24 protein-coding genes and 5 pseudogenes are annotated in these 26,684 nt (G+C 71.6%); 15 read left to right on the top strand and 14 right to left on the bottom strand.

All coding sequences use genetic code 11. The features are described from left to right. The first annotated feature begins 82 nt into the window (after window positions 1–82). The 3 genes from ACFYQ5_RS25070 to ACFYQ5_RS25060 all read left to right on the top strand — a co-directional run bounded on the left by ACFYQ5_RS25070 (window position 83) and on the right by ACFYQ5_RS25060 (window position 5,294). Window positions 83–682, top strand: a complete 600-nt coding sequence (locus ACFYQ5_RS25070) for a class F sortase (RefSeq protein ID WP_389200587.1) — start codon at window positions 83–85, stop codon at window positions 680–682. 286 nt (window positions 683–968) lie between these two features. Next, the gene (locus ACFYQ5_RS25065) at window positions 969–3,317 is read left to right on the top strand and encodes a GH92 family glycosyl hydrolase (RefSeq protein WP_389200585.1); all 2,349 of its coding nucleotides are present in this window, start codon (window positions 969–971) and stop codon (window positions 3,315–3,317) included. 441 nt (window positions 3,318–3,758) lie between these two features. Further along, window positions 3,759–5,294, top strand: coding sequence for a glycoside hydrolase family 43 protein (locus tag ACFYQ5_RS25060; protein WP_389200583.1), 1,536 nt, complete (start codon window positions 3,759–3,761; stop codon window positions 5,292–5,294). A gap of 61 nt (window positions 5,295–5,355) precedes the next feature. Here ACFYQ5_RS25060 and ACFYQ5_RS25055 read toward each other — a convergent pair whose 3' ends face one another. Both ACFYQ5_RS25055 and ACFYQ5_RS25050 read right to left on the bottom strand, forming a co-directional pair. Then, window positions 5,356–5,694 carry a GNAT family N-acetyltransferase gene (locus ACFYQ5_RS25055; RefSeq protein WP_389200581.1) on the bottom strand — a complete coding sequence of 113 codons (339 nt, stop codon included), beginning with the start codon at window positions 5,692–5,694 and terminating at the stop codon, window positions 5,356–5,358. Beyond that, on the bottom strand, window positions 5,691–6,695 hold the full coding sequence (locus ACFYQ5_RS25050; protein WP_389200579.1) for a pirin family protein: 1,005 nt from the start codon (window positions 6,693–6,695) through the stop codon (window positions 5,691–5,693). Before ACFYQ5_RS25050 ends, ACFYQ5_RS25055 begins: the two co-directional genes overlap by 4 nt. A 122-nt stretch (window positions 6,696–6,817) precedes the next feature. Here ACFYQ5_RS25050 and ACFYQ5_RS25045 point away from each other — a divergent pair, with 122 nt between their 5' ends. From ACFYQ5_RS25045 to ACFYQ5_RS25025, 5 genes are all read left to right on the top strand, one after another. Then, the gene (locus tag ACFYQ5_RS25045; RefSeq protein ID WP_389200577.1) at window positions 6,818–7,306 is read left to right on the top strand and encodes a carboxymuconolactone decarboxylase family protein; all 489 of its coding nucleotides are present in this window, start codon (window positions 6,818–6,820) and stop codon (window positions 7,304–7,306) included. 354 nt (window positions 7,307–7,660) lie between these two features. After that, a complete protein-coding gene (locus tag ACFYQ5_RS25040) occupies window positions 7,661–8,836 on the top strand; it encodes a polyprenyl synthetase family protein (protein WP_389200576.1) in 1,176 nt (391 codons plus the stop codon). Then, complete coding sequence (gene crtI / locus ACFYQ5_RS25035) at window positions 8,833–10,368, top strand: phytoene desaturase family protein (protein WP_389200574.1); 1,536 nt, start codon at window positions 8,833–8,835, stop codon at window positions 10,366–10,368. Before ACFYQ5_RS25040 ends, crtI begins: the two co-directional genes overlap by 4 nt. Continuing rightward, a complete protein-coding gene (locus ACFYQ5_RS25030) occupies window positions 10,365–11,351 on the top strand; it encodes a phytoene/squalene synthase family protein (RefSeq protein WP_389200572.1) in 987 nt (328 codons plus the stop codon). Before crtI ends, ACFYQ5_RS25030 begins: the two co-directional genes overlap by 4 nt. Further along, on the top strand, window positions 11,348–12,355 hold the full coding sequence (locus ACFYQ5_RS25025) for a DUF5914 domain-containing protein (protein WP_389200570.1): 1,008 nt from the start codon (window positions 11,348–11,350) through the stop codon (window positions 12,353–12,355). Before ACFYQ5_RS25030 ends, ACFYQ5_RS25025 begins: the two co-directional genes overlap by 4 nt. A 3-nt stretch (window positions 12,356–12,358) precedes the next feature. On the opposite strand, the gene ACFYQ5_RS25020 is transcribed toward ACFYQ5_RS25025, so the two are convergent. From ACFYQ5_RS25020 to ACFYQ5_RS24995, 6 genes and pseudogenes are all read right to left on the bottom strand, one after another. Further along, complete coding sequence (locus ACFYQ5_RS25020) at window positions 12,359–13,921, bottom strand: FAD-dependent oxidoreductase (RefSeq protein WP_389200569.1); 1,563 nt, start codon at window positions 13,919–13,921, stop codon at window positions 12,359–12,361. A gap of 32 nt (window positions 13,922–13,953) precedes the next feature. Further along, window positions 13,954–14,175 (bottom strand): annotated as a pseudogene (locus ACFYQ5_RS25015) (ubiquinone biosynthesis methyltransferase UbiE); the annotation flags it as partial. Further along, a complete protein-coding gene (locus ACFYQ5_RS25010; protein ID WP_389200567.1) occupies window positions 14,172–15,380 on the bottom strand; it encodes a lycopene cyclase family protein in 1,209 nt (402 codons plus the stop codon). The gene ACFYQ5_RS25010 and the pseudogene ACFYQ5_RS25015, both read right to left, overlap by 4 nt. Before the next feature lie 101 nt (window positions 15,381–15,481). Further along, window positions 15,482–15,706: pseudogene (locus ACFYQ5_RS25005) on the bottom strand (FAD-dependent oxidoreductase); the annotation flags it as partial. A 137-nt stretch (window positions 15,707–15,843) separates the two neighbouring features. After that, a pseudogene (locus ACFYQ5_RS25000) lies at window positions 15,844–15,966 on the bottom strand (DUF2945 domain-containing protein); the annotation flags it as partial. Window positions 15,967–16,027: 61 nt separating this feature from the next. Continuing rightward, window positions 16,028–17,557, bottom strand: a complete 1,530-nt coding sequence (locus ACFYQ5_RS24995) for an alpha/beta hydrolase (protein WP_389200565.1) — start codon at window positions 17,555–17,557, stop codon at window positions 16,028–16,030. A 92-nt stretch (window positions 17,558–17,649) separates the two neighbouring features. Between ACFYQ5_RS24995 and ACFYQ5_RS24990 the strand changes: the two genes are divergently transcribed. Next, complete coding sequence (locus ACFYQ5_RS24990; protein ID WP_389200563.1) at window positions 17,650–18,609, top strand: MerR family transcriptional regulator; 960 nt, start codon at window positions 17,650–17,652, stop codon at window positions 18,607–18,609. 289 nt (window positions 18,610–18,898) lie between these two features. Here the strand turns inward: ACFYQ5_RS24990 and ACFYQ5_RS24985 are convergent, their stop codons facing one another. Then, window positions 18,899–19,060, bottom strand: coding sequence for a hypothetical protein (locus ACFYQ5_RS24985; RefSeq protein WP_389200561.1), 162 nt, complete (start codon window positions 19,058–19,060; stop codon window positions 18,899–18,901). Between the two features lie 55 nt (window positions 19,061–19,115). Here ACFYQ5_RS24985 and ACFYQ5_RS24980 point away from each other — a divergent pair, with 55 nt between their 5' ends. After that, on the top strand, window positions 19,116–20,291 hold the full coding sequence (locus ACFYQ5_RS24980) for an epoxide hydrolase family protein (protein WP_389200559.1): 1,176 nt from the start codon (window positions 19,116–19,118) through the stop codon (window positions 20,289–20,291). Next, window positions 20,288–20,591, top strand: a pseudogene (locus tag ACFYQ5_RS24975) (SgcJ/EcaC family oxidoreductase); the annotation flags it as partial. The gene ACFYQ5_RS24980 and the pseudogene ACFYQ5_RS24975, both read left to right, overlap by 4 nt. Window positions 20,592–20,638: 47 nt before the next feature. Here ACFYQ5_RS24975 and ACFYQ5_RS24970 read toward each other — a convergent pair. The 3 genes from ACFYQ5_RS24970 to ACFYQ5_RS24960 all read right to left on the bottom strand — a co-directional run bounded on the left by ACFYQ5_RS24970 (window position 20,639) and on the right by ACFYQ5_RS24960 (window position 22,701). After that, a complete protein-coding gene (locus tag ACFYQ5_RS24970) occupies window positions 20,639–21,175 on the bottom strand; it encodes an isochorismatase family cysteine hydrolase (RefSeq protein ID WP_389200557.1) in 537 nt (178 codons plus the stop codon). Between the two features lie 76 nt (window positions 21,176–21,251). Next, entirely contained in the window at window positions 21,252–21,623 is a 372-nt protein-coding gene (locus ACFYQ5_RS24965) for a VOC family protein (RefSeq protein ID WP_389200555.1), read from the bottom strand. Window positions 21,624–21,813: 190 nt separating this feature from the next. Continuing rightward, window positions 21,814–22,701, bottom strand: a complete 888-nt coding sequence (locus ACFYQ5_RS24960; RefSeq protein WP_389200553.1) for an SDR family oxidoreductase — start codon at window positions 22,699–22,701, stop codon at window positions 21,814–21,816. A gap of 158 nt (window positions 22,702–22,859) precedes the next feature. Here ACFYQ5_RS24960 and ACFYQ5_RS24955 point away from each other — a divergent pair, with 158 nt between their 5' ends. The 3 genes and pseudogenes from ACFYQ5_RS24955 to ACFYQ5_RS24945 all read left to right on the top strand — a co-directional run. After that, window positions 22,860–23,765: a metallophosphoesterase family protein gene (locus tag ACFYQ5_RS24955; RefSeq protein WP_389200552.1), complete on the top strand. Its 906-nt coding sequence runs from the start codon at window positions 22,860–22,862 to the stop codon at window positions 23,763–23,765. Then, entirely contained in the window at window positions 23,762–24,481 is a 720-nt protein-coding gene (locus tag ACFYQ5_RS24950) for a 4'-phosphopantetheinyl transferase (RefSeq protein WP_389200550.1), read from the top strand. The genes ACFYQ5_RS24955 and ACFYQ5_RS24950 overlap by 4 nt, the downstream gene beginning before the upstream one ends. Then, window positions 24,423–24,665 (top strand): annotated as a pseudogene (locus ACFYQ5_RS24945) (TetR/AcrR family transcriptional regulator); the annotation flags it as partial. The gene ACFYQ5_RS24950 and the pseudogene ACFYQ5_RS24945, both read left to right, overlap by 59 nt. 56 nt (window positions 24,666–24,721) lie before the next feature. Here the strand turns inward: ACFYQ5_RS24945 and ACFYQ5_RS24940 are convergent. After that, a complete protein-coding gene (locus ACFYQ5_RS24940) occupies window positions 24,722–25,099 on the bottom strand; it encodes a tetratricopeptide repeat protein (protein WP_389200549.1) in 378 nt (125 codons plus the stop codon). Window positions 25,100–25,218: 119 nt separating this feature from the next. Here ACFYQ5_RS24940 and ACFYQ5_RS24935 point away from each other — a divergent pair, with 119 nt between their 5' ends. Continuing rightward, the gene (locus ACFYQ5_RS24935) at window positions 25,219–26,184 is read left to right on the top strand and encodes a pirin family protein (protein ID WP_389200547.1); all 966 of its coding nucleotides are present in this window, start codon (window positions 25,219–25,221) and stop codon (window positions 26,182–26,184) included. Window positions 26,185–26,399: 215 nt separating this feature from the next. On the opposite strand, the gene ACFYQ5_RS24930 is transcribed toward ACFYQ5_RS24935, so the two are convergent. Beyond that, window positions 26,400–26,669, bottom strand: coding sequence for a DUF1905 domain-containing protein (locus ACFYQ5_RS24930; RefSeq protein WP_389200688.1), 270 nt, complete (start codon window positions 26,667–26,669; stop codon window positions 26,400–26,402). Window positions 26,670–26,684: the final 15 nt, after the last annotated feature.

The raw sequence follows: 26,684 nt of genomic DNA, 5'->3' as shown, positions 1-26,684 counted from the left end.
CGCCGCTTCCCCGAACGGGGGCGGCGCCACCCGCCGTTCCTCCTCCAGCCTTCGCCCAGCAAACCGCACCGGAGTACCGCTCATGCCCCTTGCACCGAAATCGTCGTGGCGTACAGCCGTGTCCGTGGCGGCAGCCGCCCTGCTGCTCGCCCCCGTCACCGGTTGCGGCGCGCCCGACGCGCCCGCGCCTTCCGCCGCAGCGGCATCAACCGCGCCCCCGTCCCCGGAAGCGCCCAAGGCGCCGGCCCCGACGCGGCTGACGGTCCCGTCGCTGGGGATAGACAGCACGCTGCTGAGACTGGGACTCAACGAGGACGGCACGGTCGAGGTCCCCCCGGCCGAGAAAGGCATGACGGCCGGCTGGTACGCGGGCGGGGCCGTGCCCGGCGAATCCGGCGCCGCCGTGCTCATCGGCCACAACGACACGCGGTTCGGCAAGGCCGTCTTCCATGACCTGCACAAGATCGCCAAGGGGGCGGACATCGCGGTGTCCGGTGGGGGAGGGGAGAAGACACACTTCAGGGTCACCGGCACGGAGAGCGTCAGCAAGAACGCCTTCCCCACCGAGAAGGTCTACGGAGCCACCGGCGAGCGAGTGCTTCGCCTGATCACCTGTGACGGAGACTTCGACGCCGACGGCCACCCGGTGGACAACCTCATCGTGTACGCCACGCTGCGCTGACCTGGACGGTGTCCCTGTCCCGCCCGGCGGCGGCCATCGTCCCGTACGACGGCACCTCGCCGCGTGTGAACTCGGCCGACATGTGCCCTTGCACGGCGAATCCGTCGATGGAGGTCGTGTGCGAACCGCTCAGCACGGTGTGAACCGTTGCGGTCGCCGTCGGACACCCCGCAGGCCGCGCCCGACGTGGCCTGCCGCAACTCTTGACGAGTGCACGCGTGCAGGCCAAGAATGATCGCACAGTGCGCATGACAACGTTGTCGACGTCTCGAGAGGTGCTCGTTCCATGAGATGGACCCAATGGATTCGCGGTGCGGGGACGGCGGCCGCCACGGCCGCTCTCCTCGGCGGCGCCGTCGCCGCACCAGCCGCGGCGGACGGAGGGGGGCACGCCGAGCGTGGCCGGCTCACCGACCTCGTCAACCCGTTCATCGGAACCGAGAACGAGGGCAACACCTACCCGGGTGCCGCGGTGCCGTTCGGCATGGTGCAGTTCTCGCCCGACACGGGGCACAACACCGGCTACGACTACTCCGAGACCCATATCCGGGGCTTCTCCACCGTCCACATCTCCGGCGTGGGCTGCGGCCTCGGCGGCGACCTCCCGGTGCTTCCGACGACCGGTGGCATCACGTCGACGGACAACGCCACGTACGCCGCCGAGTTCAGCCACGACGACGAGAAGGCGAGCCCGGGCGCCTACGAGGTCGGCCTCAAGACGGGCATCAAGGCCGAGCTGAGCGCCACCGAGCGCACCGGGGTGCAGCGGTACACCTTCCCCGCCACGGACAAGGCCAACGTCCTCATCAACGCGGGTCAGTCGCTGCACAAGACCGTGAAGACCGATGTCGAGATCCTCGACGACCGCACCGTGCGCACGGCCATCACCGGCAGCGGCTTCTGCCAGGACACCAAGCCGTACACGGTGTACACGATCACCCGCTTCGACCGGCCTTTCACCACCTCCGGCACCTGGAAGGGCGACGCGGTCACCGAGGGCTCGAAGGCGTCGTCCGCGGCAGCCGAGCGCAACGGCGCCTTCGTGCGCTTCGACACCTCCAAGGACCGCACGGTCGAGGCCACCACCGCGATCTCGTACGTGGACGCCAAGGGCGCCGCCCTCAACCTCCGCGCCGAAGGCGGCCGCTCGTACGACCGTGTCGCACGCGCCGCGCAGGCCGCGTGGGAGGACCGCCTCGACGACGTCCAGGCGAAGGGCGGCAGCCAGACCCTGCGCCGGACCTTCTACTCGTCCCTCTACCGCTCGTTCCTCGCGCCGAACATCGGCAGCGACGTCGACGGCCGCTACACCGGCTGGGACCAGAAGACCCACCGCGCCGAGGGATTCACCTATTACCAGAACTGGTCGCTCTGGGACACCTACCGCACCCAGGCCCAGCTCCTGTCGCTGCTCGCCCCGCACGAGTCCCGGGACATGGCGATCTCCGTCCTCAAGATCGACGAGGACAGCGGCTGGCTGCCCAAGTGGGGATACGGCACGGTCGAGACGAACATCATGACCGGCGACCCGGTCACCCCGTTCCTCACCAACGCCTACCAGCAGGGTCTGCTCAAGGGGTACGAGGAACAGGCGTACCGCGCGCTGAAGAAGAACGCCGACGGCGTGCCCCCCGCCGCATCGGCCCCGGTGGGCCGCGAGGCCAACAAGGAGTACCTCGCCGACGGCTTCGCGCCGTACATCAAGGGCCGTGCCCATGTGAAGCCGGGCGACTCCGACTACGACCACGGTGCCTCCGCGACCCTGGAGTACGCGCTCTCCGACGCGATGCTCGGGCAGATGGCGAAGGAGCTAGGGCACGAGGACGACGCCGCGCGGTACGCGGCGCGGGCGCAGAACTACCGGAAGATCTTCGACAGTTCGACCGGTTTCTTCCGCGCACGGGATGCGAACGGAGCCTTCACCGGCCCCGCCGACCCGGCCAAGAGCGAGGGCTTCCACGAGGGCACGTCCTGGCAGTACCAGTGGCTCGTCCCGCAGGACCTGCCCGGCATGGTCTCCCTGATCGGCGGAACCGAGGCCGCCAACGAACGCCTCGACTCGTTCTTCGCCTACGAGCAGCTGCTGCGGGACCCGGCGAAGACCGCCCGAGAGGTGTGGGTGAACGGGCCGTACGACTACTACAACGCGGACAAGTACAACCCGCAGAACGAGCCCGACCTGATCGCCCCGTACACCTATCTCTCCACAGGGCAGCCCTGGAAGACCACCGACGTGGTGCACGCCGCGCTCACGCTCTTCACGGACACCCCGACCGGCATGACCGGCAACGACGACCTGGGCACGATGTCCGCCTGGAACGTCCTGTCCTCGATCGGGATCTTCCCGGTCCAGCCGGGCACCGACACCTGGAGCCTGTCGACCCCCGTCTTCGAGCGGGTGGACCTGGCCCTGGACCGGCGCTACTACCCTAAGGGCAAGCTGACCGTGCGGGCCCCGGGCACCTCCGAGTCGGCGCGCTACATCCAGTCGGCGCGGACCGACGGGACCGCGTACGGGAAGACCTACCTGACCACCGAGGACATCCGCGGCACACGTGACCTGTTCTTCGAGGTCGGTACGACGCCCTCGGAGTGGGGCACCTCGGCGGACGCGGCGCCGCCCGCCCTGAAGTAACGCGGCTGCACGACCCTGTGTGTACACGGCCCGCCCCTCGCCGAGGGGCGGGCCTGCGGGCCGAACGCCACGGCACCGACCGGAGCGGCGACGGCCTGCCGGCGGTGCTCCGGGGCGAGAGGCGTTCGCCCGGACGCAGATGGCCATGGTCCTGCCCACCCTCGTGACCCGCTGGAGTCTGCACCGGATCACGGACCGACCGGTCGAACCCGTTGCGACGTTCACCTTGACCACGGGCGCGCGACCCCTCGCGATCCGTCGGAGGTGAGGACGGCCATGACCGTGGAACGCCGAGGGCCGGGCGAGGGATTCGAAGCGCTTCGACACATCGCCGGTACCGGTGGGGATCTATTGACACCCCTCCGCCTGCCTGCCATCTTCGAAGCGCTTCAATGATCACGGCCTGGTGCCCCGTCCCGGCCTGAGCCCCGAGGACGGACCATGGCGCACTTCGACAATCCCGTGATACCCGGCTTCAGCCCGGATCCGAGCATCTGCCGCGTGGGCGAGGACTACTACGTAGCGACGTCCAGCTTCGAGTACGTACCCGGGGTGCCGCTGTGGCACAGCCGGGACCTCGTCCACTGGCGGCTCATCGGGCACGCCCTGGACCGCCCTTCACAGCTGACGTTGCCTGACACGGCCCCGTCCTCGTGCGGGGTGTACGCCCCCACCCTGCGGCACCACGACGGCCGTTTCTGGATGATCACGACCGTGGTCGCCGGTGCGGACACCATCCTGGTGACCGCCGAGGACCCCGCCGGCCCGTGGTCGGACCCGGTGCCGGTCGGTATCCCCGGCATCGACCCCGACCTGGCCTGGGACGAGGAGGGGAACTGCTGGTGCGTGTTCTCCCACGACGGGATCCGGGCGGTGCGCATCGACCCCGAAACGGGCGAACTGCTCGGCGAACCGGTGGAGATGTGGTCGGGCAGCGGGCTCCAGTACCCCGAGGGCCCGCACCTCTACCGGGTCGGGTCCTGGTGGTACCTGCTGTTGTCGGAGGGCGGGACGGAACGCGGGCACGCGATGTCCGTGGCCAGGGCCCGCACTCTTACGGGACCCTTCGAACCGCATCCGGACAACCCGGTGCTGTCCCACCGCAGCACGGGCCACCCGGTGCAGAACACCGGTCACGGTGATCTGGTGCGGGCGCACGACGGAACGTGGTGGATGGTCCTGCTGGGCACCCGGCCCCGTGGCGACACCCCCGGGTTCCACGGTCTGGGCCGGGAGACCTACCTGGCGCCGGTGCGGTGGGAGGACGAGTGGCCGCTGCCCGGACCGCTGGAACTGCGCGCCGAGGCACCGGAGTTGACACCGCACCCCTGGCCCGCCGAGCCGGACCGTGACGACTTCGATTCCGTCGCGCTCGCCCCCTGCTGGGTGTCCCTGAGGCGCCATGACCCTGCGGCCGCGCGCCTGGACGAGCGGCCGGGCCACCTGGTGCTGCATGCCCGCGCGGACCGTCTGGACCAGCCCGGCGCACTGTTCGTGGGAAGGCGTCAGCGCGATCCCGACTGCAGCGCACGGGCGCGGGCCGACGCCGGTGAAGGCGGCCGGGGCGGGCTTGCCGTACGGCTCGACGAGGCGCACCACTACCAGGTGGAGACGGAGGGCGGCACGGTACGTGCGGTCGCCCGCATCGGCCCGGTGCGTCAGACGATCGCCGAACGGGCCGTGCCACCAGGCCCGGTGACGCTGCGGATCGACGTGACCACCACGGACGTCCTGCCGCCCACCGTGACCGTGCGCCCGGAGGGCCCCGACGCGGCGCCTTCCGGGCTCCGCATCGGCGGCCCCGACACTCTGCGCCTGGGATTCGAGACCGACGACGGAGACTTCGAGGTCCTCGCCGAACTCGACGGCCGCTACCTCACCACCGAGGTCGCCGGCGGTTTCACCGGCAGGGTCGTCGGCATGTACGCGACCCAGGGCGCCCCGGCCTTCGACTGGTTCGAGCTGCGGCCGGCCTGACGGCGTCCCGGGGCCGCGATCCGGCCGCCGTCGCGGCGGCCGGATCGCGGTACGAGGGCGCTCAGCGAGCGAGAGTGGTCTCCAGCCACTGCCGGATCTCCGGCGTGACCGTGTCGGTGATGTCGGCGAATTCCTCGTGCTTCTTGAGGAACTTCGCCACATACGGGCAGACCGGCACGATCCGCTTTCCCGAGGCCCGTACGTGGGTCAGCGCCTCCCGCACGAGGACGGAGGCCAGTCCCTGGCCGGCGAAGGCGTCGTCGATCTCGGTGTGGAAGAAGACGCGTTGCCCGTCGCGGTCGCGGTAGGCGGTGAATCCGGCGCTGACCTCGTCGACCAGGATCTCGTAGCGGTACCTGTCGTCCACGTTCCGGACGATCGGGGTGGGGGCCTGAGTCATCGTGTGCTGCCTTTCGGGCGTGTCGGATTGCCGCGCGGTGCGATGGTGGCGTTGGGGAGGGCCGGGGCGGGAAGACGGTCGCCGGGGTAGCCCTCGACCTGGCCGAAGCGCTCGGAGGCGTCCTCCCAGTCCTGGCGTGCGTCGACGATGTCCTCGTGGCTGCGGCCCACGAAGTTCCACCACATGACGATCCGTTCCCCGAACGGGGTTCCGCCCACGAGTACCGCCCGGGCGGGGGCGTCCGTCTCGTTCGTCAGGGTCAGCTTGTCGCTCCCCGGGCCGACGTATCCCAGCTCGGCCCGGCGCAGAGTCGTTCCGGCCATCCGGATGCTTCCCTGGTCGACGAGGAGACCGTGCTCGAAGACGGGGTCCGTGTCGAGTGTCGTGGTCGCGTGCGGCTCGAGGACGATCTCGGCTCCGAGCAGAGGGGTGAACGTCGGGACCGGTGAGGTGTCCCCGGCGAGGGAGCCGAGGAACACCCTGAGCACGGCTCCGTCCCGGCGTACCGGGCTCGGCGCGTGGTGCCGGAAGTCGCGCCCCGTGTCCCGGTGCTCCTCGGGCAGGGCCACCCACAGCTGCACCCCGTGCAGGACCGAGGTGCCGGGGGTGGAGACCTCCGTGTGGCTGATTCCGTGGCCACCGGTCATCAGGTTCAGCTCTCCGGGACGTACGAAGGCGTGGCTGCCCAGACTGTCGCGGTGCTCGATCTCCCCGCTGAACAGCCAACTGACCGTCTGCAGGCCGATGTGCGGATGCGGAGCCACGTCCATCCCGCCGGTCTCGGCGACGTCGTCGGGGCCGTAGTGGTCGATGAAGCACCAGGCGCCGATGAGTGAGCGGGCCCTCTGCGGCAGTGTGCGCCGCACCGTCATCGCCCTCGGACCGCCCAGGGGCACGTCTCGCGCCGTCAGCACATCGACATCGACACCGGTGCCGGACGCGGGCTCCTGGCCTTCCGCGTCCCTGTGCGGCGCGCCCCGTCCCGTGCCGACGCCGCTCATCGTGGGCCCCCCTGGGCACCAAAGGTGCTTTCATGTTCAACGATCATGCTTGATGATAAGCCGTCGCCCATTCGGACGCACGGCACGACGAGGGGCGGGTACGTCCCGGTGAGGAGTCCAGGGTGAACGGTACGCAGGCGGGCCATGCGGGCAAGCGGGTCTACGTCGACAAGCAGAGCCCGAAGGCCTATCACGCTCTGACGGCCACGGCCGAGGCGGTCCGCACCGTCGCCCAGGAAGCGGGGCTCTCACGCACCCTGGTCGAACTGGTCAACCTCCGGGTGTCACAGATCAACGGCTGCGCGTACTGCCTGGACGTCCACACCAGGGCCGCGCTGCGTGCGGGCGAGGCCGCCCAGCGGCTGGGCGTGCTCGCCGCCTGGCGTGACACCGAGGTGTTCACCGCGCAGGAGCGTGCCGCTCTCGCTCTGGCCGAGGCGACGACACACCCCGCCGACGCCTTCCTGCAGGAGGACGCCTACGCCACGGCCCGCCGCGACCTCTCCGAGGACGAGATCTCGGCCGTGGTCTGGGTCGCTGTCACCATCAACGCCTTCAACCGGGTCTCGATCATGAGTAAGCACCCCGTGCGCGGTGTTCCCCGGCAGTGACGGGACCACCCTGATGGAGCGGTGACCGAGGACATGAGCCCGCACATTCCACTGGGAGATGTTCCGGAGCGACCGCGTGGGCGCGGCCACCTTCGCCGGCCGGACTGGTCCTGGGCGGCGTACGGCCTGGGTGTCGGACAGCGAGTGAGCAGTCCGGCGGGCCGGCACGACCGCGCTCCCCGCTCGTGACGGAACCGCCGCGCTCGGCTCCGCTCCAGCCTGTTCCCGTCCGCCGTCCGAGTGAACTGCGCTCCGATCGTGCCCTACGCCGGGCAGGCATAGGGCGTCCGCGACCCTCGCGGGCGGAAGCACCGGTGGACGCGGAAGCGGCCGACCGGGCGAAAGGGGCTCTCCATGCTCGGTCCACGGGCCACGCGGGCAGGGACCGGGGGAGACGCAGGATCCCGGCCCGACAGCGGCGCGGACACCGGCCGGGCCCCGCACACGGCCGCCGAGGCGGCCGCGGCCGTCGACACCGTCCTCGCGGAGCACCTGCACACCAGGCTCCGGGAAGCCCGGCGGGTGGACGCCGTGTTCGCCGAGGAAGTGGCCTCCCGGGTCGCCGGATTCGTCCTGCACGGCGGCAAACGGCTGCGGACGGCCTTCGTGTGGTGCGGGTGGCTGGCCGCAGGAGGCACCGGCGACCCCCGGACGCCGCTGCGCATCGGTGCCGCCCTGGAGCTGCTGCAGGCCTGTGCGCTGGTGCACGACGACGTCATGGACGAGTCCCCGGTACGCCGGGGCGCGCCCGCCGTGCACGCGGACTTCGCCCGCATGCACCGGGCGGGCCGCATGCGCGGTTCCGCCGCGTCCTACTCGGCCACCGCCGCGGTGCTCGCCGGAGACCTGGCGCTGGCCTGGGCCGACGACCTGCTCACCGAGACCGCACTGGCCTCCCCGTACGGCGGGCAGCTGCACCAGGAGTGGCAGGCCATGCGCGGCGAGATGGTCGCCGGGCAGTACCTGGACATGCGGGCGCAGGCGACCGGTTCCTCCGACCGCGCCGAGGCCAGGAAGATCGCGACGCTCAAGAGCGCGCTCTACACCGTGGAGCGGCCGCTCGCTCTGGGCGCGATCCTGGCGGCGGCCGATGCCCGGGCCATGGAGGGGCTGCGTTCCGCAGGACGGTGCGCGGGACTCGCCTTCCAGCTCCGTGACGACCTGCAGGGCGCGTTCGGCGACCCGGCCGTCACGGGGAAGCCCGCCGACGAGGACCTGCGGGCACGCAAGCTCACCCCTCTCCTCGCTGTCGCCCTGCGGCTCGCCGGCGAGTCGGGTGACACCGAGGCTCTGGCCACGCTCGGCCCCGAGGGCACCGCACCCTGCGGGGGGACGGTCGAGCGGATGCGTGCCGCGCTGGAACGTACGGGTGCGCGGGCGGTGCTGGAGGAGGAGATCGCCGGCCTCTCGGAGTCGAGCCTGCGTCACTTCGCGTCCGTCGGACCGGATGCCCGGGCCCGGCGCGAGTTCGCCGCGCTGGTGGCCAGGACCGTGGGCACCGGCCCCGCGCGGGAATGGGAGGGCGCATGAGGACCGTCCCCGGCCCCACCGACCATGTGGTGGTGGTCGGCGCCGGACTGTCGGGGCTGGCCGCCGCCCTTCACCTGCTCGGCGCGGGCCGCAGGGTGACCGTCGTCGAACGGGACGCCGGACCCGGAGGCCGTGCGGGACGGCTGGAACTCGGCGGGTACCGGGTCGACACCGGGCCGACGGTGCTGACCATGCCGCACCTGGCCGACGAGGCCTTCGCCGCCGTCGGGGACAGCCTCCACCGCCGTGTGGAGCTGGTTCCCCTGCACCCGGCCTACCGAGCACGGTTCGCGGACGGCAGCGGGCTGGACGTCCATACGGACGGTGACGCCATGGAGGCCGAGGTCCGGCGGTTCGCCGGGGCCACGGAGGCCGCCGGATACCGCAGACTGCGGACCTGGCTCCAGCGGCTGTACCGGGCGCAGATGCACCGCTTCATCGACACCAACTTCGACTCGCCCTTCCAGCTCCTGCATCCGGACCTGGCCCGACTGGCGGTCCTGGGGGGCTTCGGCCGGCTCGATCCGCAGATCGGCAGATTCCTCTCGGACCCACGGCTGCGCCGGGTGTTCTCCTTCCAGGCGCTGTACGCGGGAGTCGCCCCGGCCCGCGCGCTCGCCGCCTACGCCGTCATCGCCTACATGGACACGGTCGCGGGGGTCTGGTTCCCGAAGGGCGGAATGTACGCGCTTCCCCGGGCGATGGCGGACGCGGCGGCCGACGCCGGGGCCCGGTTCCGATGGTCCGCCGAGTTGACCGCACTGGAACGGTCGGCGGGGCGGGTGCGAGCCGTCCGGCTGGCGTCGGGCGAACGGATCAGCTGCGACGCTGTCGTCCTGACTCCGGATCTGCCCGTCGTCCACCGGATCCTGGGCCGGGCCCCGCGCCGCCCCGTGCCGCTGCGCCACGCGCCGTCGGCCGTGATCCTGCACGCCGGCACGGACCGCACCTGGCCGGAACTGGCGCACCACACGCTCTCCTTCGGCGCCGCCTGGGAGCGCACCTTCGACGAACTCACCCGGACCGGGCGGCTGATGAGCGATCCGTCGCTGCTCATCACCCGGCCGACGACCCATGACCCCTCCCTCGCCCCGCGGGGCAGACACCTGCACTACGTCCTGGCCCCCTGCCCCAACACCACGACCGGACCGTCCGCCGGCACCTGGCGCGGCCTGGGACCGCGCTACCGGGACAGTCTGCTGGCCGAGCTGGAGCGTCGGGGCCTCGACGGTTTCGAGGCCTCCATCGACCGGGAGCTGCTGGTCACCCCGGTGGACTGGACGGCCCAGGGCCACGCGGCGGGCTCCCCGTTCTCCGTGTCGCACACCTTCGCGCAGACCGGCCCCTTCCGGCCCCGCAACCTCGTACGCGGCTACGACAACGTCGTCCTCGCCGGGTGCGGAACCACCCCCGGGGTGGGCGTGCCGACCGTACTGGTCAGCGGCAAGCTCGCCGCGGCCCGCATCACGGGCCTTCCCCGCACGAGGGGTGTGCGCCGTCGTCCCCCGGTCCCTGAAGGGCAGAGCGCATGAACCGCCGTGAACTGGACGCCGCCGGGATCACCGGACCCGCCCTGCGCGCCGCCTACACCCACTGCCGGCGGCTCAACGCCCAGCACGGCCGGACGTACTTCCTCGCCACCCGGCTGCTGCCGGCCGAACGCCGCTGCGCCGTACACGCGCTGTACGGCTTCGCCCGGTGGGCCGACGACATCGTGGACGACCCGGACCGACGGCGGTCCCCCGGGGAGCGCGACCGTCTGCTGCGCGTGCTCGGGAGCGACCTGGCCCATGGGCTGCGTACGGGAGGAGGCGACGAGCCCGTGGTCAGGGCCGTGGTGGACACCGCCGGGCGCTACGCCATCGACCACGGTCTGTTCGCCGACTTCCTGACGTCCATGCGCAGCGACCTGACCGTGACCGACTATCCGACGTACGCCGATCTGCGCGCCTACATGCACGGTTCGGCAGCGGTGATCGGCCTCCAGATGCTGCCCGTGCTCGGGACGGTCGTGGCCCGCGAGGAGGCTGCCCCGCACGCGGCCGCTCTCGGAGTGGCCTTCCAGCTGACCAACTTCCTGCGGGACGTGGGCGAGGACCTGGACCGCGGGCGCGTCTACCTGCCGGCGGACCTGCTCGCCACCCATGGCGTGAACCGGCCCCTGCTGGAATGGAGCCGCCGCACCGGACGGCACGACCCGCGCCTCCGGGCCGCCTTCGCCGAGGCCGACGCGATGATCCGGACCGTGTACCGGGAGGCGGAACCAGGCATCGCGATGCTGGAACCGCGGGTACGGCCCTGCATCCGTACGGCCTTCGTCCTGTACCGGGGCATCCTGGACGCGATCGCCGCCGACGACCACCGGGTGCTGCACCGCCGTGCCGTGGTGCCGCGCAGGCGCCGGGGCGTCACCGCCGCGGGCGGGCTCGTACGGATCCTGGGAGCGCGGATGCGGGCCGCCCGGCCGGCTGCCCCGGCGCCGGAAACCGCCGGGGCGGAGGGTTCCCTGAGATGAACCGACCATGGAACCGGACGACCTGGACCGCACCGCTGCGGGTGCGGCGCGCCCCCCGCTGGGAGCGGCAGGCCCCGACCTGGCGTGAGGCGAGGCCCACCGTGATCGCCGAAGCGCTGAAGCGGGCCGCCGCCCGGCCCGCGGGCAACTGGTACGTCGTCGGGGCCTCCCGGGAGATCGGGGCGCGGGACCGCCCGTACGGCCGGACGGTCGCCGGGACGGACGTCGTCCTGTGGCGGTCCGAGGACGGTGTGCTGCGCGCCGGCCCGGGGGAGTGCCCGCATCTGGGGGCCCCGCTGCGGGACAGCCGGGTGGTCTGCGGGACGCTCCTGTGCCACTGGCACGGTCTGGCCCTGGACGGCGGGCCGTTCGCCGGGTGGGAGCCGTATCCCGTGCACGACGACGGGGTGCTGGTCTGGGTGAGGCTGGACCGGGCGGGGGGCGAGACCGCGCTGGATGACCCGGTCGTCCCGGTGAGACCGGCAGCGCATGACGCGGTGGACGCGGTGTTCACGGCGGTGGGCCGGTGCGAACCCGAGGACGTGGTCGCCAACCGGCTCGACCCCTGGCACGGATCCTGGTTCCACCCGTACGCGTTCGCCGGCCTGAAGGTGGCCGGCACCCCCGAGGACGGCGAGGAGGACGCCTTCGCCGTCGATGTCTCGTTCAAGGTCGCGGGCCGCCTGGTGGTGCCGGTACGGGCGGTGTTCACCGCGCCCGGACCCCGCACGGTGGTCATGCGCATCACGGACGGTGAGGGCGCCGGGTCGGTGGTGGAGACCCATGCCACGCCACTCACCGCGCTCGGTTCAACGCACCCGCGGACGGCGGTGGTCGAGGCCGTCGTCGCGGCCTCGGACCGGCCGGGCTTCGCCCTGGCGCGCGCCGTCGCGCCCGCACTCCGGCCGTTGATGCGCCGCACGGCGGGCCGCCTCTGGCGTGACGACCTGGCGTACGCCGAGCGCCGCTGGTCGCTGCGGAGCACCGGGCGCTTCCCCGGCTGAACGTCACTGCCTCGCGGCCAGGCCCGCGAGGGCGCGCAGGACCCGGGAGCGCCCGGCGCGCGGCACGGTCCAGAGCATCTGGCCCCGGATGCCCCAGCCGGCGAGAAGAGCGTTGGCGGCCAGGAAACCCGAGGTCGCCGCGCGCTCCATCAGGGCGACGGGGAGATCGGTGCGGACCAGGTCGCCCGCCAGCGTGACGCGAGGATGGGGTGTGCGTACGGCCGGCCGGCGGTGGTAGCCGCCCACGGAGAAGACGGGGCAGTCGGCGCGCCACTCGTGGCGGGCGTCGACGATCCGGGCGTCCGTGGTCTCGGGATAGACCTCGTGCAGCCGGTCGAGCATCCGGCGCCGGACCTCCTTCGTTTCGGTGCCCTCGTCGACGGCGTAGGCGTGGAGTTCCACCACGGAGCCGCCCGTCCGGGCGGCCCACCGGGCCGATTCGCCTTCCCAGCGGTCCAGGACACTGACGTTGTCGAGTCCGTCGAAGCCACTGGTGCCGAGGAACCCCGCGCGGTCCTCGCGCACGGGGCGGTCGAGCCACATCCGGGACACGAGGAACGGTGGCGCCGTGCGCAGGGCCGCGATGTCCGCGCGCCAGGAGGCGTCCCCCAACTCCTCCGAGGCGCGCACGACATGGCGCAGGCCGCAGGTGTCCAGGGCGAGGACCACGGCCTGGTGGCGGTCGGCCGCCCCGTCGGTCTCCACGGTCAGGTCTCCGCCGGCCGCCGGGCGGACGCGAAGAACCGGAGCGCCGGTGCGCACCACGGCACCGAGCCGCCGCAGGTAGCCGCCCAGAGGTTCCCAGAGCGCCTGGGGGAACGGCTCGCGCGGCACGTCGAAGAGGAGCCCCTCGGACGATCCGAGGAAGTAGATGTGGAACATCAGCAGCAGTTCGGCGGCGGACAGTTCGCCCGGGTCGGCGAAGAAGCTGCGGGAGAACACCTCGAAGGCCAGGTGCCGGGCAGCTTCGGGGAAGTTGATCCGCCGCAGGAAGTCCTCGGCGCTGACCCCGTCGAACCGCTCGTACACCTCGGGGACCCGCACGTCGAGGAGGGGCAGGGCCTCGCGGGGGTCCATCGCGGTGAGGTCGCGCCAGCCGAACGAAGGGCTCAGCGCCACGAATCCGAGCGCGCTCCACGGCGGGGTCCTCGGCACGCGGGCGAAACTGTCCACCATGCCCTCTCGGTGCCGGAGCGGATAGTCCGGCAGCGGGGTGAGCGCTGTGAGTCCGGGATCCGTACGACGCAGCAGTCCGCGCAGGTTGTAGTACTGGCGGAAGAAGGCATGGAAGCCGCGGCTCATCGTCGCCCCGGACCCGTCGGCCAGGCGCACAGGCCACCCGGCGAGACGTCCGCCGAGGGTCTCCGCCTGTTCGTACAGCGTCACCCGGACACCGCGTTCGGCGAGTGCGGTCGCCGCCGCGAGGCCCGCGACACCGCCGCCGATCACCGCCGCCGAAGGCGCGTCGCGGGTGAAGCGCTCGCGTCCCGGCTCCGGCACGAGCACCTCCGCCCGGCGGTCACGTCCGTGCCGGGTGGCGTCGGGGCGGCGCCTTCGGGCACTCATGACGCCTCGCGCCCCGCGGGCCCCACGCCGCTCCGGGCGTACGGGGCCGTCCGCAGCGGTGCCCGCGTGGACGCGCCCGTTCCGCAGCGGAGGCCGAGCACCCGCGGTCCCCTCCCGCCACGGGGCAGCAGGAGGCGGTGGGCCGGGCGGAGGAGGCCGGAGCGGTAGTCCGGGTTCAGCGCGGTGAGCCGGTCGTACGTGTGTGACGCGTGATCGAAGGCGCGTGCCAGGTCGTGGTCCCGCAGGAGGGTCATCGAGGGCTCTCTTCGGATCGGCCGGTGGCCCGGCGGGCGAGAAAGGGGAGTTCGGCCGCGGTACGGAGCATCGGGCCCACGGGCGTACGCAGGCCGATGCCGAACTCCTCCCACGGAGTGCTCCCCCCGTCGAGGAAACGCAGCAGCCGCTCCATGGGGATGCGGCGGAAGAGCTCGGTGAAGAAACGCGGCCCGTCCACGCGCCCGGTGTCGAGGGCCCGGAGCAGCACCGCGTCCATGGCGAGCGCGCGGCGGCCGTGCGGTGGTGGAACGCCCGGAGGCCCGTGGTGCAGGGCGGTGGCGATGGCCCGGCTCTGGCGCTGCACGGCGGAGAACGTGTAGCCGGTGGCCGGCCGGGTGGCGCCTCCGGCGGCGCCGATACGGAAGACGGCGCGGCCGGTCCGGCGGGGGAAGCGGGCGTCGGTCATGGGGATGACGCCCTGCTCGGCCGACTCCACGGTGAGCGGGCCGAGCCGCAGGACGTCTCCGGTGTACTGCCGCAGAGCCGCTTCGTACGCGGCCGTCGCGAGCGGGGCACGGGAGAACTCGGTGTACTCCACCAGCGCACGGTCCGGCGAGAGCGGCAGTACGTAGCCGAACGCGAGCCCGTGGCCGGGCTGCGGGACCCGGAAGTCCATGAGGTCCGCCACCCCGGGATCGAAGCGGGGGACGGCGGTGCGTACGAACCAGCCCCGGAAGTGCTGCAGGAGAAGCGTGCGGTGCGGCGGTGTGCCTCGCACGGGCCGCGAGTCGAAGACGTATCTGCCGCGGAGGGTGAGTGGTTGTCCGCCGGCTGTCGTGCAGCGCACCTCGGCGCCGTACGGTGCGTCGCGCACCTCATGGGCGATGGCACGCAGGACGTGGGCGGCCGGTGACGCCGCGAGGCGGGATTGGACCAGCCGTTCGAAGGGGCCCGAGCGCACCATGCGGTAGCGCAGGGGGGCGGGCTCCGACTCGATGACCTCGCCGTCCGGCCCCCGCACCCGCAGCCGCTGCCAGGAGGCGACGACGGCCTCCTCGTACTCGCCGGTGCCCGCCTCCCAGTAGCACCAGGTGCGTTCCGCCGGGCGCAGTGGTCCGTCGGGGGCCTCGACCAGGGTCACTCCCGCGCCGGTCCTGGTGAGCCGGTGCGCCAGGCAGAGTCCGGCGGCGCCGCCGCCCACGATGACCGCGTCGTCCACCCGCCCCTGAACGAGGCCGGTCACTTTTCGGAGGTCCGTGCCGACGCCCGGTCGGCCAGCACCTCGCGTGCCGCCCGGCTGCCGGAGGCCAACGCGCCCAGAGGTGACCGCTCGGCCGCGTGGTAGCGCTTCTTCACCTGCGAGTAGGAAGTGGTGAAGACCTGGAAGCCGCGGTCCAGGAGGAAGCCGTCCTCGCGGTCCGTGCGCATCCGGCCGCCGACCCCGTCGGACGCCTCCAGCAGTTCGACGCGGAGGCCCGCGCCGCAGAGGTCGAGGGCGCAGGCCAGTCCCGCCAGTCCGGCGCCCACGACGACGGCGTCCGGTGGCGGCGCGCTCTGTCGGTTCGTCATCCGCGTCCCTCGGCTCGGCCCCCACAGCTGACGGGTGTCAACCCGATCATGTTCCGGGGTCCGAAGCCAGTAGCCGCCACGGGGATCGCCCCTTCGTGTGACCCGTGTGCCAGCTCAGGAGTGCCATTCACCGGAGTTCATGAGTTGCCGCGCTTCTTCCGCGGGGCGTCGGGCCTGTGCACGGCGGAACGGCCGGACCGGTCGCTCTCCACCTCGTACTGCGGATCCTCCCCCGAGGCGTCGACGGTCCGCCCCGCCGCGCATCGTCGAGCTTCGGAAGGTCCCGGGGCGGGCTCCTCCCGCCCCGGAGTACGTGATCCGTCAGTTCGTCAGGTGCCGCAGAACCGTGCGCATCGCGCGGTGCACGGCACCGCGTGATTCATCGGTCCGGTCGATCGTCTCGAACGCGTGGTGGCCGTTGGGCACGTCGACCACCTCGACGTCCGCCCCGCTGTCCCACGCAGCGGTCAGGAACTCCTCCACGGTGGCCGCGATCTCGGCCGTCTCCAGCCCGGCCCGGACGAGCACGAGAGGCAGAGCCCCTGCGTGAGCGACTGCCTCCGCCGGATAGAAGCGGCTGTCGAGCCGCCCCCAGTTCGGCAGCGGCGCCATGATGGGGTAATCGGCCGCCAGGCAACGCAGCCACGGCGGGGGCTTCCCCATCCAGTCCGCTGTGAGCGGGCCGCTGCCGGAGAAGAACCACAGGGCGACCCGGTCCTCGTCCACCCGCGGATCGGCCCGGACCCGCGCCACCGCGTCCGCCACATCGGCCGCGGCCCGTTCGTAGTCGGTCACGGCGTGCAGACGGTGGTCCAGTGTCACCCCCACCACCCCGTGGCCGGCGGCGTAACGGGCGTATCCCGTAAGGACCGGCCAGTCCCGGGGGGTGGGGCGTGCAGCGGACGGTACCGGCCCACCGTGGACGAAGACCAGCGCCGGCCGGGGGCCACGCGCGGCGGGCGGCGGGTACAGGTCGATGTTGTCCGTCCGCTCGCGGGGTACCTCGGGCACGTCCAGCAGGAACGGACGCAGGTGTGCGGGCTGCTGCGTGGCGTCCACCGGAGTCAGCCGGTGTCCCTCACCCGCGGCGGCCTTCAGCAGCGTCACAGCCAGTGCTGTAGGACTGGACAGCATCGGCCAGTGTCCTGTGGGCAGTTCGAGGAAGGTCACCCGAGGGTCGGTCAGCGCCTGCAGGGTGGGCTCGCCGACGTCCACTCTCATCTGGACCATCGCGATGCTCGCTCCGTTGCCGGTGCACAGCACTCCCGACATGGGCAGTGCGGCCCCCGCTCCGGTCAGCGTCAGCGGCTGCAGCAGTGTGCCCAGGGGATGCGGCGAAGCGAGGGCACTGAGCCGGTCGAGGGCCGTGTCGGGGACGTCCGAGGTGCTGCCCCAGAGCTGCCATGCGTCGCGTGCCGGAGGAGACAACGTCGCGCCCGTCCCCCGCGTCCCGTCTTCCGCGGCCCGCAGCACCTCTTCGCGCAGGCCACGGTCGGACACGGCCGCCAGGGCCGGGACACCGTCCTGGGGCAGCCCCGAGTCCAGGTACACGATCCGGGCGACCGACTCCGCCCGCCGGTCGGCCGCGCCCACGACCGGATGGATGCCGTAGTCGTGGCCGACCAGCACGACCTCCTGCCCGGCCTCCTGTCCGACCGAGTCGATCACCGCGAGGACGTCCGAGACGTGTGTCTCCAGGTCGATGTCCGTACCGACGGGCGGCCGGGTTCCGCCGAGTCCGGTCAGGGCCACCGCATGGACCTCGGCCCCCGCGGCGGTCAGGCGCGCGGCTGTGTCCTCCCACACCTGCGGGCCGGTGAACACACCGGACACCAGGATGAACGCGGTCATGGTCTCTCCTCGATACGCCGTCGTCCTCGGACCGGCCCGATCACCGGCCCCACTCACGGGTACCGTAGGAACTCCCCCTGAGGGAGGTTCAAGTGTTCTCGTCGTACGACGGGCTGTGCGGCATCGGCGAACTCGCCGAGCGGGCGGGAGTCAGCGTCAAGACGGTCCGCTTCTACTCCGACAGCGGCCTGCTCCCCGAGGCGTCCCGCAGCGTCGGCGGTCACCGCAGGTACGGCCCGGACTCACTCGAACGGCTGCGGATGATCCGCTCCCTGCGCACCATGGACCTGCCGGTCTCCGTGGTACGCCGCGTCCTGGACGAGGAGGACACCGCGGGGCGTGTCGGCGGCGCTCTGGAGGACGCCGTCGCCGGGCAGTTGCGCACACTCGGCTCCCAGCTGAGAGCGCTGCACTGGAGAGAGGCGGCGCTCCGCTCGGTGCAGGAGTGTCCGGCGGCCGAACGCGCGGGCCGGCTCCGGCTGATCGGCGCGGTGAGCGCGCCGCCGAACACCGCACCCCTGGCCCGGTTCTGGCGCGGCTGGCTGCCGCCGAGGATGCCGGCCCGCTCCGTCGCGGCGTTCCTGGAGGCGGCGGTCCCACAGCCGCCCGACGACCCCGCCCCGGCCCAGGTACTGGCCTTCGCCCGGCTGTACGCCATGGTGTCCCGCCCCTGCGACGGGGACGAGCCGACCCAGCCCCACGCGCACAAGGCCTCGGGAGGCCGAGCCTCGGCCGTGCTGTACGCCGGCCTGGCCGAGGCGTACGACCTGGCGGGCACCGAGATGCGCCAGGACAGGGAACCCTGCCCGGGGGAGGCGTTGGACGGGTTCGTGGACGCGTACGCAAGCGCTCGGAACACCGCGGACACCCCGGACTTCCGCCGCACCCTCGCCCGGCAACTCGCCGCCGATCCGCGCATCGACCGGTACTGGGAACTGGCGGCCGAGCTGGTCAGCCCGCCGGCCGGCCCGACCGAGCCGACACCCGGGTCCGCGCACGACTGGCTCCTCGCCGCACTGAACACCCAGTCGGGGACGCCGCTGCCCGCGTAGGACCGTGGAGGCGGGGGGCCGGGGAACCGGTCCGGGACGTACGGTCAGGCCCTGCGCAGTGCCTTCCACAGCCGTCACATAGGCGCGGGCGACCTCGGACACCGGAGTGCCGTCCGCCCCGTCAGCACCCATGCTTTCCAGGGTGCCGCGTTGCGGACGAAGCCCTCCAGGCCGGTGTTGATGAGGGCCCCCAGCGAGCCGCCGGCCAGCGGGGTGGAGAAGGCACCGCCGGTCAACGCGATGGGGACACCACTGGCGCCCACGTTCCGTCCGTACCCCTTCGCACGCGTCACAGCCAGCGGCGGATCGGCAGGACCGCCGACTCCCGCATCCTCTGCACGGGCGAGCGGCGCTTCCACCGGCCCCCGTCGATCAGCGTGCTCAGCTCCACGTCCTGTTCGAAGTGACCGTCCAGCGTGAAGGTGAACTCCCGGTCGAGGACCGCGAGCACGGATCGCCGTCGAGGTTGTTGATCCACAGCGCGGTGCGATGTCTAGGATGCGCCCATGCCGGACGCCGAGCCCCGCCCCGAGCCGTTCATCCAGGAGACCGCTCCAGCGGCGCTCGAAGACCTGCGCGCGCGGCTGCGCGCGACACGCTGGCCGGACGCGCCCGAGGACGCCGGGTGGTTGCTCGGGACCGACCTGGACTACCTCCGTGAGCTCGTCGCCTACTGGGCGGAGAGCTTCGACTGGCCGGCGCAGGAGGCGGCGCTCGCCGGCCTTCCGCGTTTCCGGGTCCCACTGGGAGGCCTCGGGATCCACTTCGTGCACGCCCGGGCCGTCGCGCCTTCCGGACCCGTGCTGCCGCTGGTCCTCAGCCATGGATGGCCGGACTCGTTCTGGCGCTACTCGAAAGTCATCCCGCTCCTCACCGACCCGGGCGCGCACGGAGCCGATCCGGCCGACGCGTTCGACGTGGTCGTGCCCGACATGCCGGGCTTCGGATACTCCGACCGGCCCGTCGGCCCGCCCCTCGACTCCATCGCCGTCGCCGGTCTGTGGGCCGAGCTCATGTCCGTCCTCGGCTACGAGCGGTTCGGCGCCGCCGGCGGGGACATCGGCAGCCACGTGAGCCGCTATCTCGGGCTCGACCAGCCCGAGCGGGTCGTGGCCGTCCACCGCACCGACGGAGGTGTACCCGTCCTCCCCGGCGACCTGGCGGATCTCACCCAGGAGGAGCGGGCCTGGTTCGAGGGCGCCGCGGCCTGGGGCGCCGCCGAGGGCGCCTACGGGGCGATCCACCGCACGAAGCCCCAGACCGCCGCCTTCGGACTCAACGACTCACCGGCCGGGCTCGCGGCGTGGATCGTGGAGAAGCTACGGGCCTGGAGCGACTGTGGCGGCGACGTCGAGCGGAGCTTCACGAAGGACGAGATCCTGACGAACGTCACGCTCTACTGGCTGACCGGAACGATCGGATCGTCCATGCGCATGTACCGCGCGAACGCCGCCATCCCGCCCGCACAGCCGGCCCGGCGGGTCGAGGTGCCGTCCGGCTTCTCGATCTTCCCCGGCGACCTCGTCCGCCCGCCGCGGGCGTGGCTGGAGCGCACGACCAACATGGTGCGCATGACCGAGCCGTCGCGTGGTGGGCACTTCGCGCCGTTCGAGGAGCCCGAGATCTACGCGGAGGAGCTCCGCGCCTTCTTCCGCCCCTACCGCGCGGCGGCGAACGGCTGAGGTACACCCGCAGCGAACAGGCGGTCGCCGCCGTGGAGCGCACCCGGCGAGACAAGGACGCCGACAGGTTTCTCGCGCTCTTTCACCCGCGCCGTCCTGCCCGCCGCCGAGTGGGACGGTGAGGTGACCTACGAGGTGGTTCACACGCAGTTCCTGCGGCCCGACGTGGCGGCCGTCAAGGCCCGGCAGGTCTACCGATCGGCAGACGGGGAATCGGACGGGGCGCCCCTCTACGTCATGACGAAGCGAGGTGACGGTGAGTGGCTGCTGCACGCCTGCCGGAACACCGAGGTCCGCGCCGGGAAGCAAGGCCAGGGCAGGACATGGGGCCCTCGGCACGGCGGAACTCAGAAATCGACGTCCGCGGCCTTCCGGATCGACGCGTTCATGTTGCGCTCCATCATCCGGAGGGACGCCTGCGCCAGGTCCTCGTGGATATGGGCCACGGCGTCGTGGGGAATCGTCACGTCGAGATGTCGGATATGGGCGTCGAGGGCCGAATACAGGACGCATTGCTCGGTGACCTGCCCGCACAGGACCACGCGGTCCACATCCAGTTGCGACAGGAGGTAGCTGAGCGGCGTCTCGTAGAAGATCGAATGCCTGGCCTTGACGACGAACAGTGAGTCGTCGTCCGGCAGTACGGGCTCCACCAGGCCGCGGTGCGGCCCCGACATCGTCGTCTCGATGATTTCGCCGTGGTGCGACCGCCATTCCCCGAAATTGTCATTCGCGTAGATCACCGGCACACCGCCGTCCCGGGCCCGTTCGATGAGACACACGATGCGGGGGAGTGCCTCCCTCACGGAGGGAATGAGGATGTCGGCATCCGGGTGGCTGTATGCGTTGATCATGTCGATGACAATGAGGGCACTTCGGCTCATGGCTCCACATTCTCATCATGCCGCGCGACGAGCGCGAAGAGGCCGCCCTCGGCAGGTGGCCGTCCGCGCGGACACGTCACTGGAGGCAGAGGCAGAAGGGGTGCCCCGCCGGGTCGGCGTACACACGGAAAGCACGCTCACCGCCCCGGTCGTCGACGTCCAGAGGTGTCGCACCGAGCGCCAGTACCTCCGTGTGGGCGCGCTCGATGTCCGTCACGTCGAGGTCCAGGTGCTCCTGCTGCGAATTGCGGTCCCCCCGGGGCCACTCCGGCGGCCGGTGGTCCGCCACTCGTTGGAAAGCGATGCGTGCGCCGCTCGGGACATGGAGGACGTACCAGTCCTCGTTGTCGCTCTTGACCTCGCCGCCCAGAACAGCCTGGTAAAAGGCGGCCAGGGACTCGGGGTCGGGGCAGTCCAGAGCGACAAGACCGTAGGTGGCGATGGGCATGTACGGATCCTTTCGTCAGGGGCCAGGTGAAGCCGCGCGCTGTCCCTGGTCACTTCCCGGAGCCTACGTCGTCCGCGCGACACGGACCGTCCGCAAGCTCGGGTCGGCCGGATCAGGGACGTTCATTCCCGCTTCATGGTGATCTGCAGGCATATGCATCGCCTTCCCTGAGGTGTGCGGGTCGATCGCGTCAGGGCAGCGGAGTGCCGCCGGTCGCGTTCATGATCTCGCCGGTGATGAACGAGGCGTTCGACGAGGCGAGGAAGACGTAGGCGGGCGCCATCTCGGCGGGCTGAGCGGGCCGGCCCAGAGGGCTCTGCTTCCCGAACTCCGTGGTGTCGGGCATGGTCGCGGGGATGAGGGGTGTCCAGACCGGCCCGGGAGCGACCGCGTTGACACGGATTCCGTCGGACGCCAGCATCTGGGCGAGACCCTGGGAGAAGGTGACGACGGCCCCCTTGGTCATGGCGTAGTCCAGCAGGTGAGGACTGGGCTTGTACGCCTGTACCGAGGTGGTGTTGATGATCGATCCCCCGGACGGGATGTGCGGCAGAGCGGTCTTGCACAGCCAGAACATTCCGTACAGGTTGGTCCGCACCACACGGTCGAACTGGGATGTCGAGATGGCGGCGATGCCGTCGGGCTGAGACATCTGGTAAGCGGCGTTGTTCACCAGGATGTCGATCCGGCCGAACTCGGACACGGCCTTCTCGATGAGGGCTTGGCACTGCTTCTCGTCACGGATGTCGCAGTCCACGGGAACCGCCCTGCGGCCTGCCTGTTCGACGAGGCGACACGTCTCCCGTGCTTCGCCCTGCTCCTCGGGCAGGTGCGTCAGCAGCACGTCCGCCCCTTCCCGCGCGAAGGCCAGTGCCACCGCCCGGCCGATACCGGAATCGCCGCCGGTGATGACGGCCTTGCGGTCGAGAAGCAGACCGTGTCCCTCGTACGAGTCCTCTCCGTGGTCCGGCGGCGGATCCATCGGCCCGGTCAGGCCCGGATGCTCCTGGGACTGCTGGGGATACTCCGGACGTGGGTGGCGCTGTGTCGGGTCCTGCGGCAGCTCGGCATCAGTCATCGACGTCTCCCTCTGTCCGTTGCGGCTGCGGGCGGGCATGCTTCACACGTGCCGCCGCGTTCCCCGAGGGCCTTCGGTCAATCATCCCGGGCGGATGAACAGCGGGCATGTTGAGCGAGGAGGCCCCGGCGGAACCGCGGAGACGGTAAATTCGAACGATGAGTTCCACGACCGAACCCGTCCCCCATCCGCCGAGTGGTGGTGGCCGGCTCCTCGCAGTGAGCGACCTCCACGTCGGAATCGCCGACAACCGTCCCGTTGCCGACCGTCTGCGCCCGTCTTCCGACGAGGACTGGCTCATCGTCGCGGGGGACGTCGCGGAGCAGGCGGAAGAGGTGGAGCGTGCGCTCGAGTTGCTTGCGGGGCGCTTCGCCCATGTGGTGTGGACCCCCGGGAACCACGAGCTGTGGACCGTCGACAAGGATCCCGTACGGCTGCGTGGCCAGGCGCGGTACGAGCACCTCGTCCAGGTGTGCCGCGAACTCGGCGTGACCACGCCCGAGGACCCCTACCCCCGGTGGCGGGGTGCCGGCGGCCCGGTGGCCGTGGCGCCCGTGTTCCTCCTGTACGACTACTCCTTCAGGGTCCCGGGTACGGCGACGAAGGAGGAATCCCTGGCCCGCGCACACGAGGCGGGCGTCGTCTGCACCGACGAGTACCTGCTGCACCCCGACCCCTATCCGGCCCGGGACGACTGGTGCCGGGCGCGGGTGGCGCTCACCGAACAGCGGCTGACCGCGCACGACCCGGAGGTCCCCCTCGTGATCGCCGGGCACTGGCCGCTGCTGCGCGAACCCACGTCCGTGATGTGGTATCCGGAGTTCGCCCAGTGGTGCGGCACGGAGCTCACCGCCGACTGGCACCGCCGCTTCAACGTCGCCGCCGTCGTCTACGGCCACCTCCACATCCCCCGAACGACCTGGCACGACGGCGTGCGGTTCGAGGAGGTCTCGATCGGCTACCCCAGGGAGTGGCGAAAGCGAGGCCACCCAAGGGGACTGTTGCGGCAGATCCTTCCGTACGACGGGCAGCGGTCCGGGGCCACTCAGGGCGACGCGTCGTGATCGAACGGCTTCTTCCCGCGCACGTCGCGTGCGCGGACACCTACGAGACGGACGCTCCGGCCGGCAGCCTGTACCCGGAGGAAGCGCGACTCGTGGCCACGAGTGTGGATCGGCGCAGACACGAATTCGCGGCCGTACGCGCCTGCGCGAGACGCGCCATGGCCACCCTGGGGCTGCCCCCGGCACCGGTGCTGCGCGGCCATCGCGGCATGCCCTTGTGGCCCGAGGGGACCGTCGGCAGCATGACGCACTGTGACGGATACCGGGCGGCGGTTCTGGCCAGGGCGTCCGAGGTGCGAGCGGTCGGTATCGACGCCGAGCCGAACGAACCGCTGCCGGCCGGTGTGTGGGAGCTGATATCCGTGCCGTCGGAACGGGCGAGAACGCCCATGGGCGCGGACGGCCCGGCGATCCACTGGGACCGGCTGCTGTTCAGCGCCAAGGAGAGCGTCTTCAAGACATGGTTTCCGCTCACCCTGACCGAACTCGACTTCGGCGAGGCGGACGTGACCTTCCGTACGGCCCCGGGTACGGCCACCGAAGGCACCTTCACCGCCGACCTCTCGCTGACGGCCCCCGGGATGCCGAGGTCGTACGAGGGCAAGTGGCTGGTCCACGGCGGCTTCGCGGTGACCGCGATCGTACTTCCCGCGAACCCTGCTCGTCTCCCGCCCCGCGACCTTCCCGGACGCGGGCGTATCGGTCCGTGTGCGTGACGCCGTGCACGCCGCCGTCTTCAGGCCGGACATGTGCGCGAGCGAGCCGGCGGACACCGAAGTCCCCTCCACGGCGGCCAGGCTGGGCGCCCTGCTGCGTCGTTCGCACGGATCCGGGCTCAGCACCGCTGAATCGGCACTGATGACCGAGTGGCTGGACCGGGTGTCGAACGCGGAACGGTGAGCCGACGACGGGGCGGGCCGGGGAACTCCCCGGCCCGCCCCGTCCCCAGGTCCGTGTCACCCCTGGCTCTGCTGCTCCTGCGCCAGAAGCTCGGGCCCGATGCCTTCGGTCATCGCCTGCGCCATCCGCAGGTGCGTCGCAGCCTCCTCGTGCCGGCCCTGGCGTTCGAGGGTGCGCCCGAGCATCAGCCGCGCGTAGTCCTCGACGGGGTTGCGCTCCAGCACCTCACGCAGCTCCGCCTCGGCCTTGGCCAGCCGTGCCGAGTGGTAGTAGGCGCGCGCCAGCAGCAGACGCGGAGCCACCTGCTCCGGCACCTCCTGCACCAGCCCGCCGAGGATCCGGGCCGCGGTCAGGTACTCCTTCGCCTCGAAGAACAGCTGCGCCCGGTCCCAGCGGTCCGCAGGCGTACCGAACTCGTAGTAGGTGTCGTCCACTTCTCCTCCTCGGCCGGAATGTTCCAGACGCGTCAACACGCCAAGGTTGTTAAACATTCCACTACATTTTCGGCGTGGGGCCCGGCGCTCCACGACCACCGGGGAATAGGTTGTGCGCCATGAGTAATCTCGATCGCCAGGCCGCTCTCTCCGTCTGCGGAGGACGCGGCTTCGTCGTCGCGGAACCGGTACGTGAGCTCCTCACCCCGCGCCGCGTCCAGCTCGGCGAGTCCACCGAGGTACGCAGACTGCTGCCCAACCTGGGGCGCCGCATGGTCGGTGCCTGGGCATTCGTGGACCACTACGGCCCCGACGACATCGCGGACCAGCCGGGGATGCAGGTGCCTCCCCACCCTCACATGGGCCTGCAGACGGTCAGCTGGCTGCACGCCGGTGAGGTCCTGCACCGTGACAGCCTGGGCAGCCTCCAGCAGATCCGACCCCGTGAACTGGGCCTGATGACGTCCGGCAGGGCCATCAGCCACTCCGAGGAGAGCCCGAAGCCGCACGCCCGGCTTCTGCACGGCGCTCAGCTCTGGGTGGCCCTGCCCGACGCCGACCGGCATGTCGAGCCGCACTTCCAGCACCACACCGACCTGCCCACCGTCACGGCCCCCGGCCTCACCGCCACCGTGATCCTGGGGGAGCTCGACGGAGCCACATCGCCCGGCAGGGCCTACACCCCGATCGTCGGAGCCGACCTGGCCCTGACCGCCGGAGCCGAGGCCCGCCTGCCGCTGGACCCCGACTTCGAGTACGCGGTGCTCTCGATGTCCGGCGAGGCCGAGGTCGACGGGGTCCCCGTCCTGCCCGGTTCGATGCTCTACCTGGGCTGCGGGCGCACCGAACTGCCGCTGCGCGCCGGATCCGATGCCGGGCTGATGCTCCTCGGAGGAGAGCCGTTCGAGGAGGAGATCGTCATGTGGTGGAACTTCATCGGGCGGTCCCAGGCAGACATCGAGGCGGCCCGGCTGGACTGGATGGAGGGTCCGCGCTTCGGCGAGGTGAAGGGTTACGACGGTGGTCGGCTCCCTGCGCCGGCTTTGCCGCCGGTGGCGCTGAAACCGCGAGGAAGGGTGCGCTGAGCTGCTTTGATGTGGCCAGGGCCCAGCGCGTTCCCAGGCGCGTCATCACTGACCCGGTGCCCATGCGGAGGATCCGCAGCAACCGCGGGCCGTCATCGTCATCGATCTCACGAACGCGTACTCGCCCTGCCACCGGCACATCATGCCGGGGCGCACCGGCTCGGAGATCAATCCAGACGGCGCGCCACATCACGCCAGGGAAAACGTTCCGGATGCTAGACGTCCACCCGCTCCTCCAGACGGACGGTCACGGTGTCCCCTTCCTCCTTGCCGATCGCCTTGCGCACCTCCGCCTTCACAGGCAGCTTGTGCCTGCCGTCCCCCAGGGCCATGAAGGAACTCTGGAAGGGATGACCGTCGATCCTGCCCCGGACCTTCACCAGGCCGCGGGTGCCGAAGAACTCGGCCGACTCAGGCCACACGACGTACGTCCAGCCGCCCTTGTCCGGGCTCTTCTGCAAGGTCGCGGTGAACTGCTTGTCCATCATGGGTACCGCCTC

The organism is Streptomyces sp. NPDC005794, from assembly GCF_042871445.1.
Taxonomy (GTDB): Bacteria; Actinomycetota; Actinomycetes; order Streptomycetales; family Streptomycetaceae; genus Streptomyces.
This window is presented reverse-complemented; position numbering and strand designations above follow the sequence as displayed.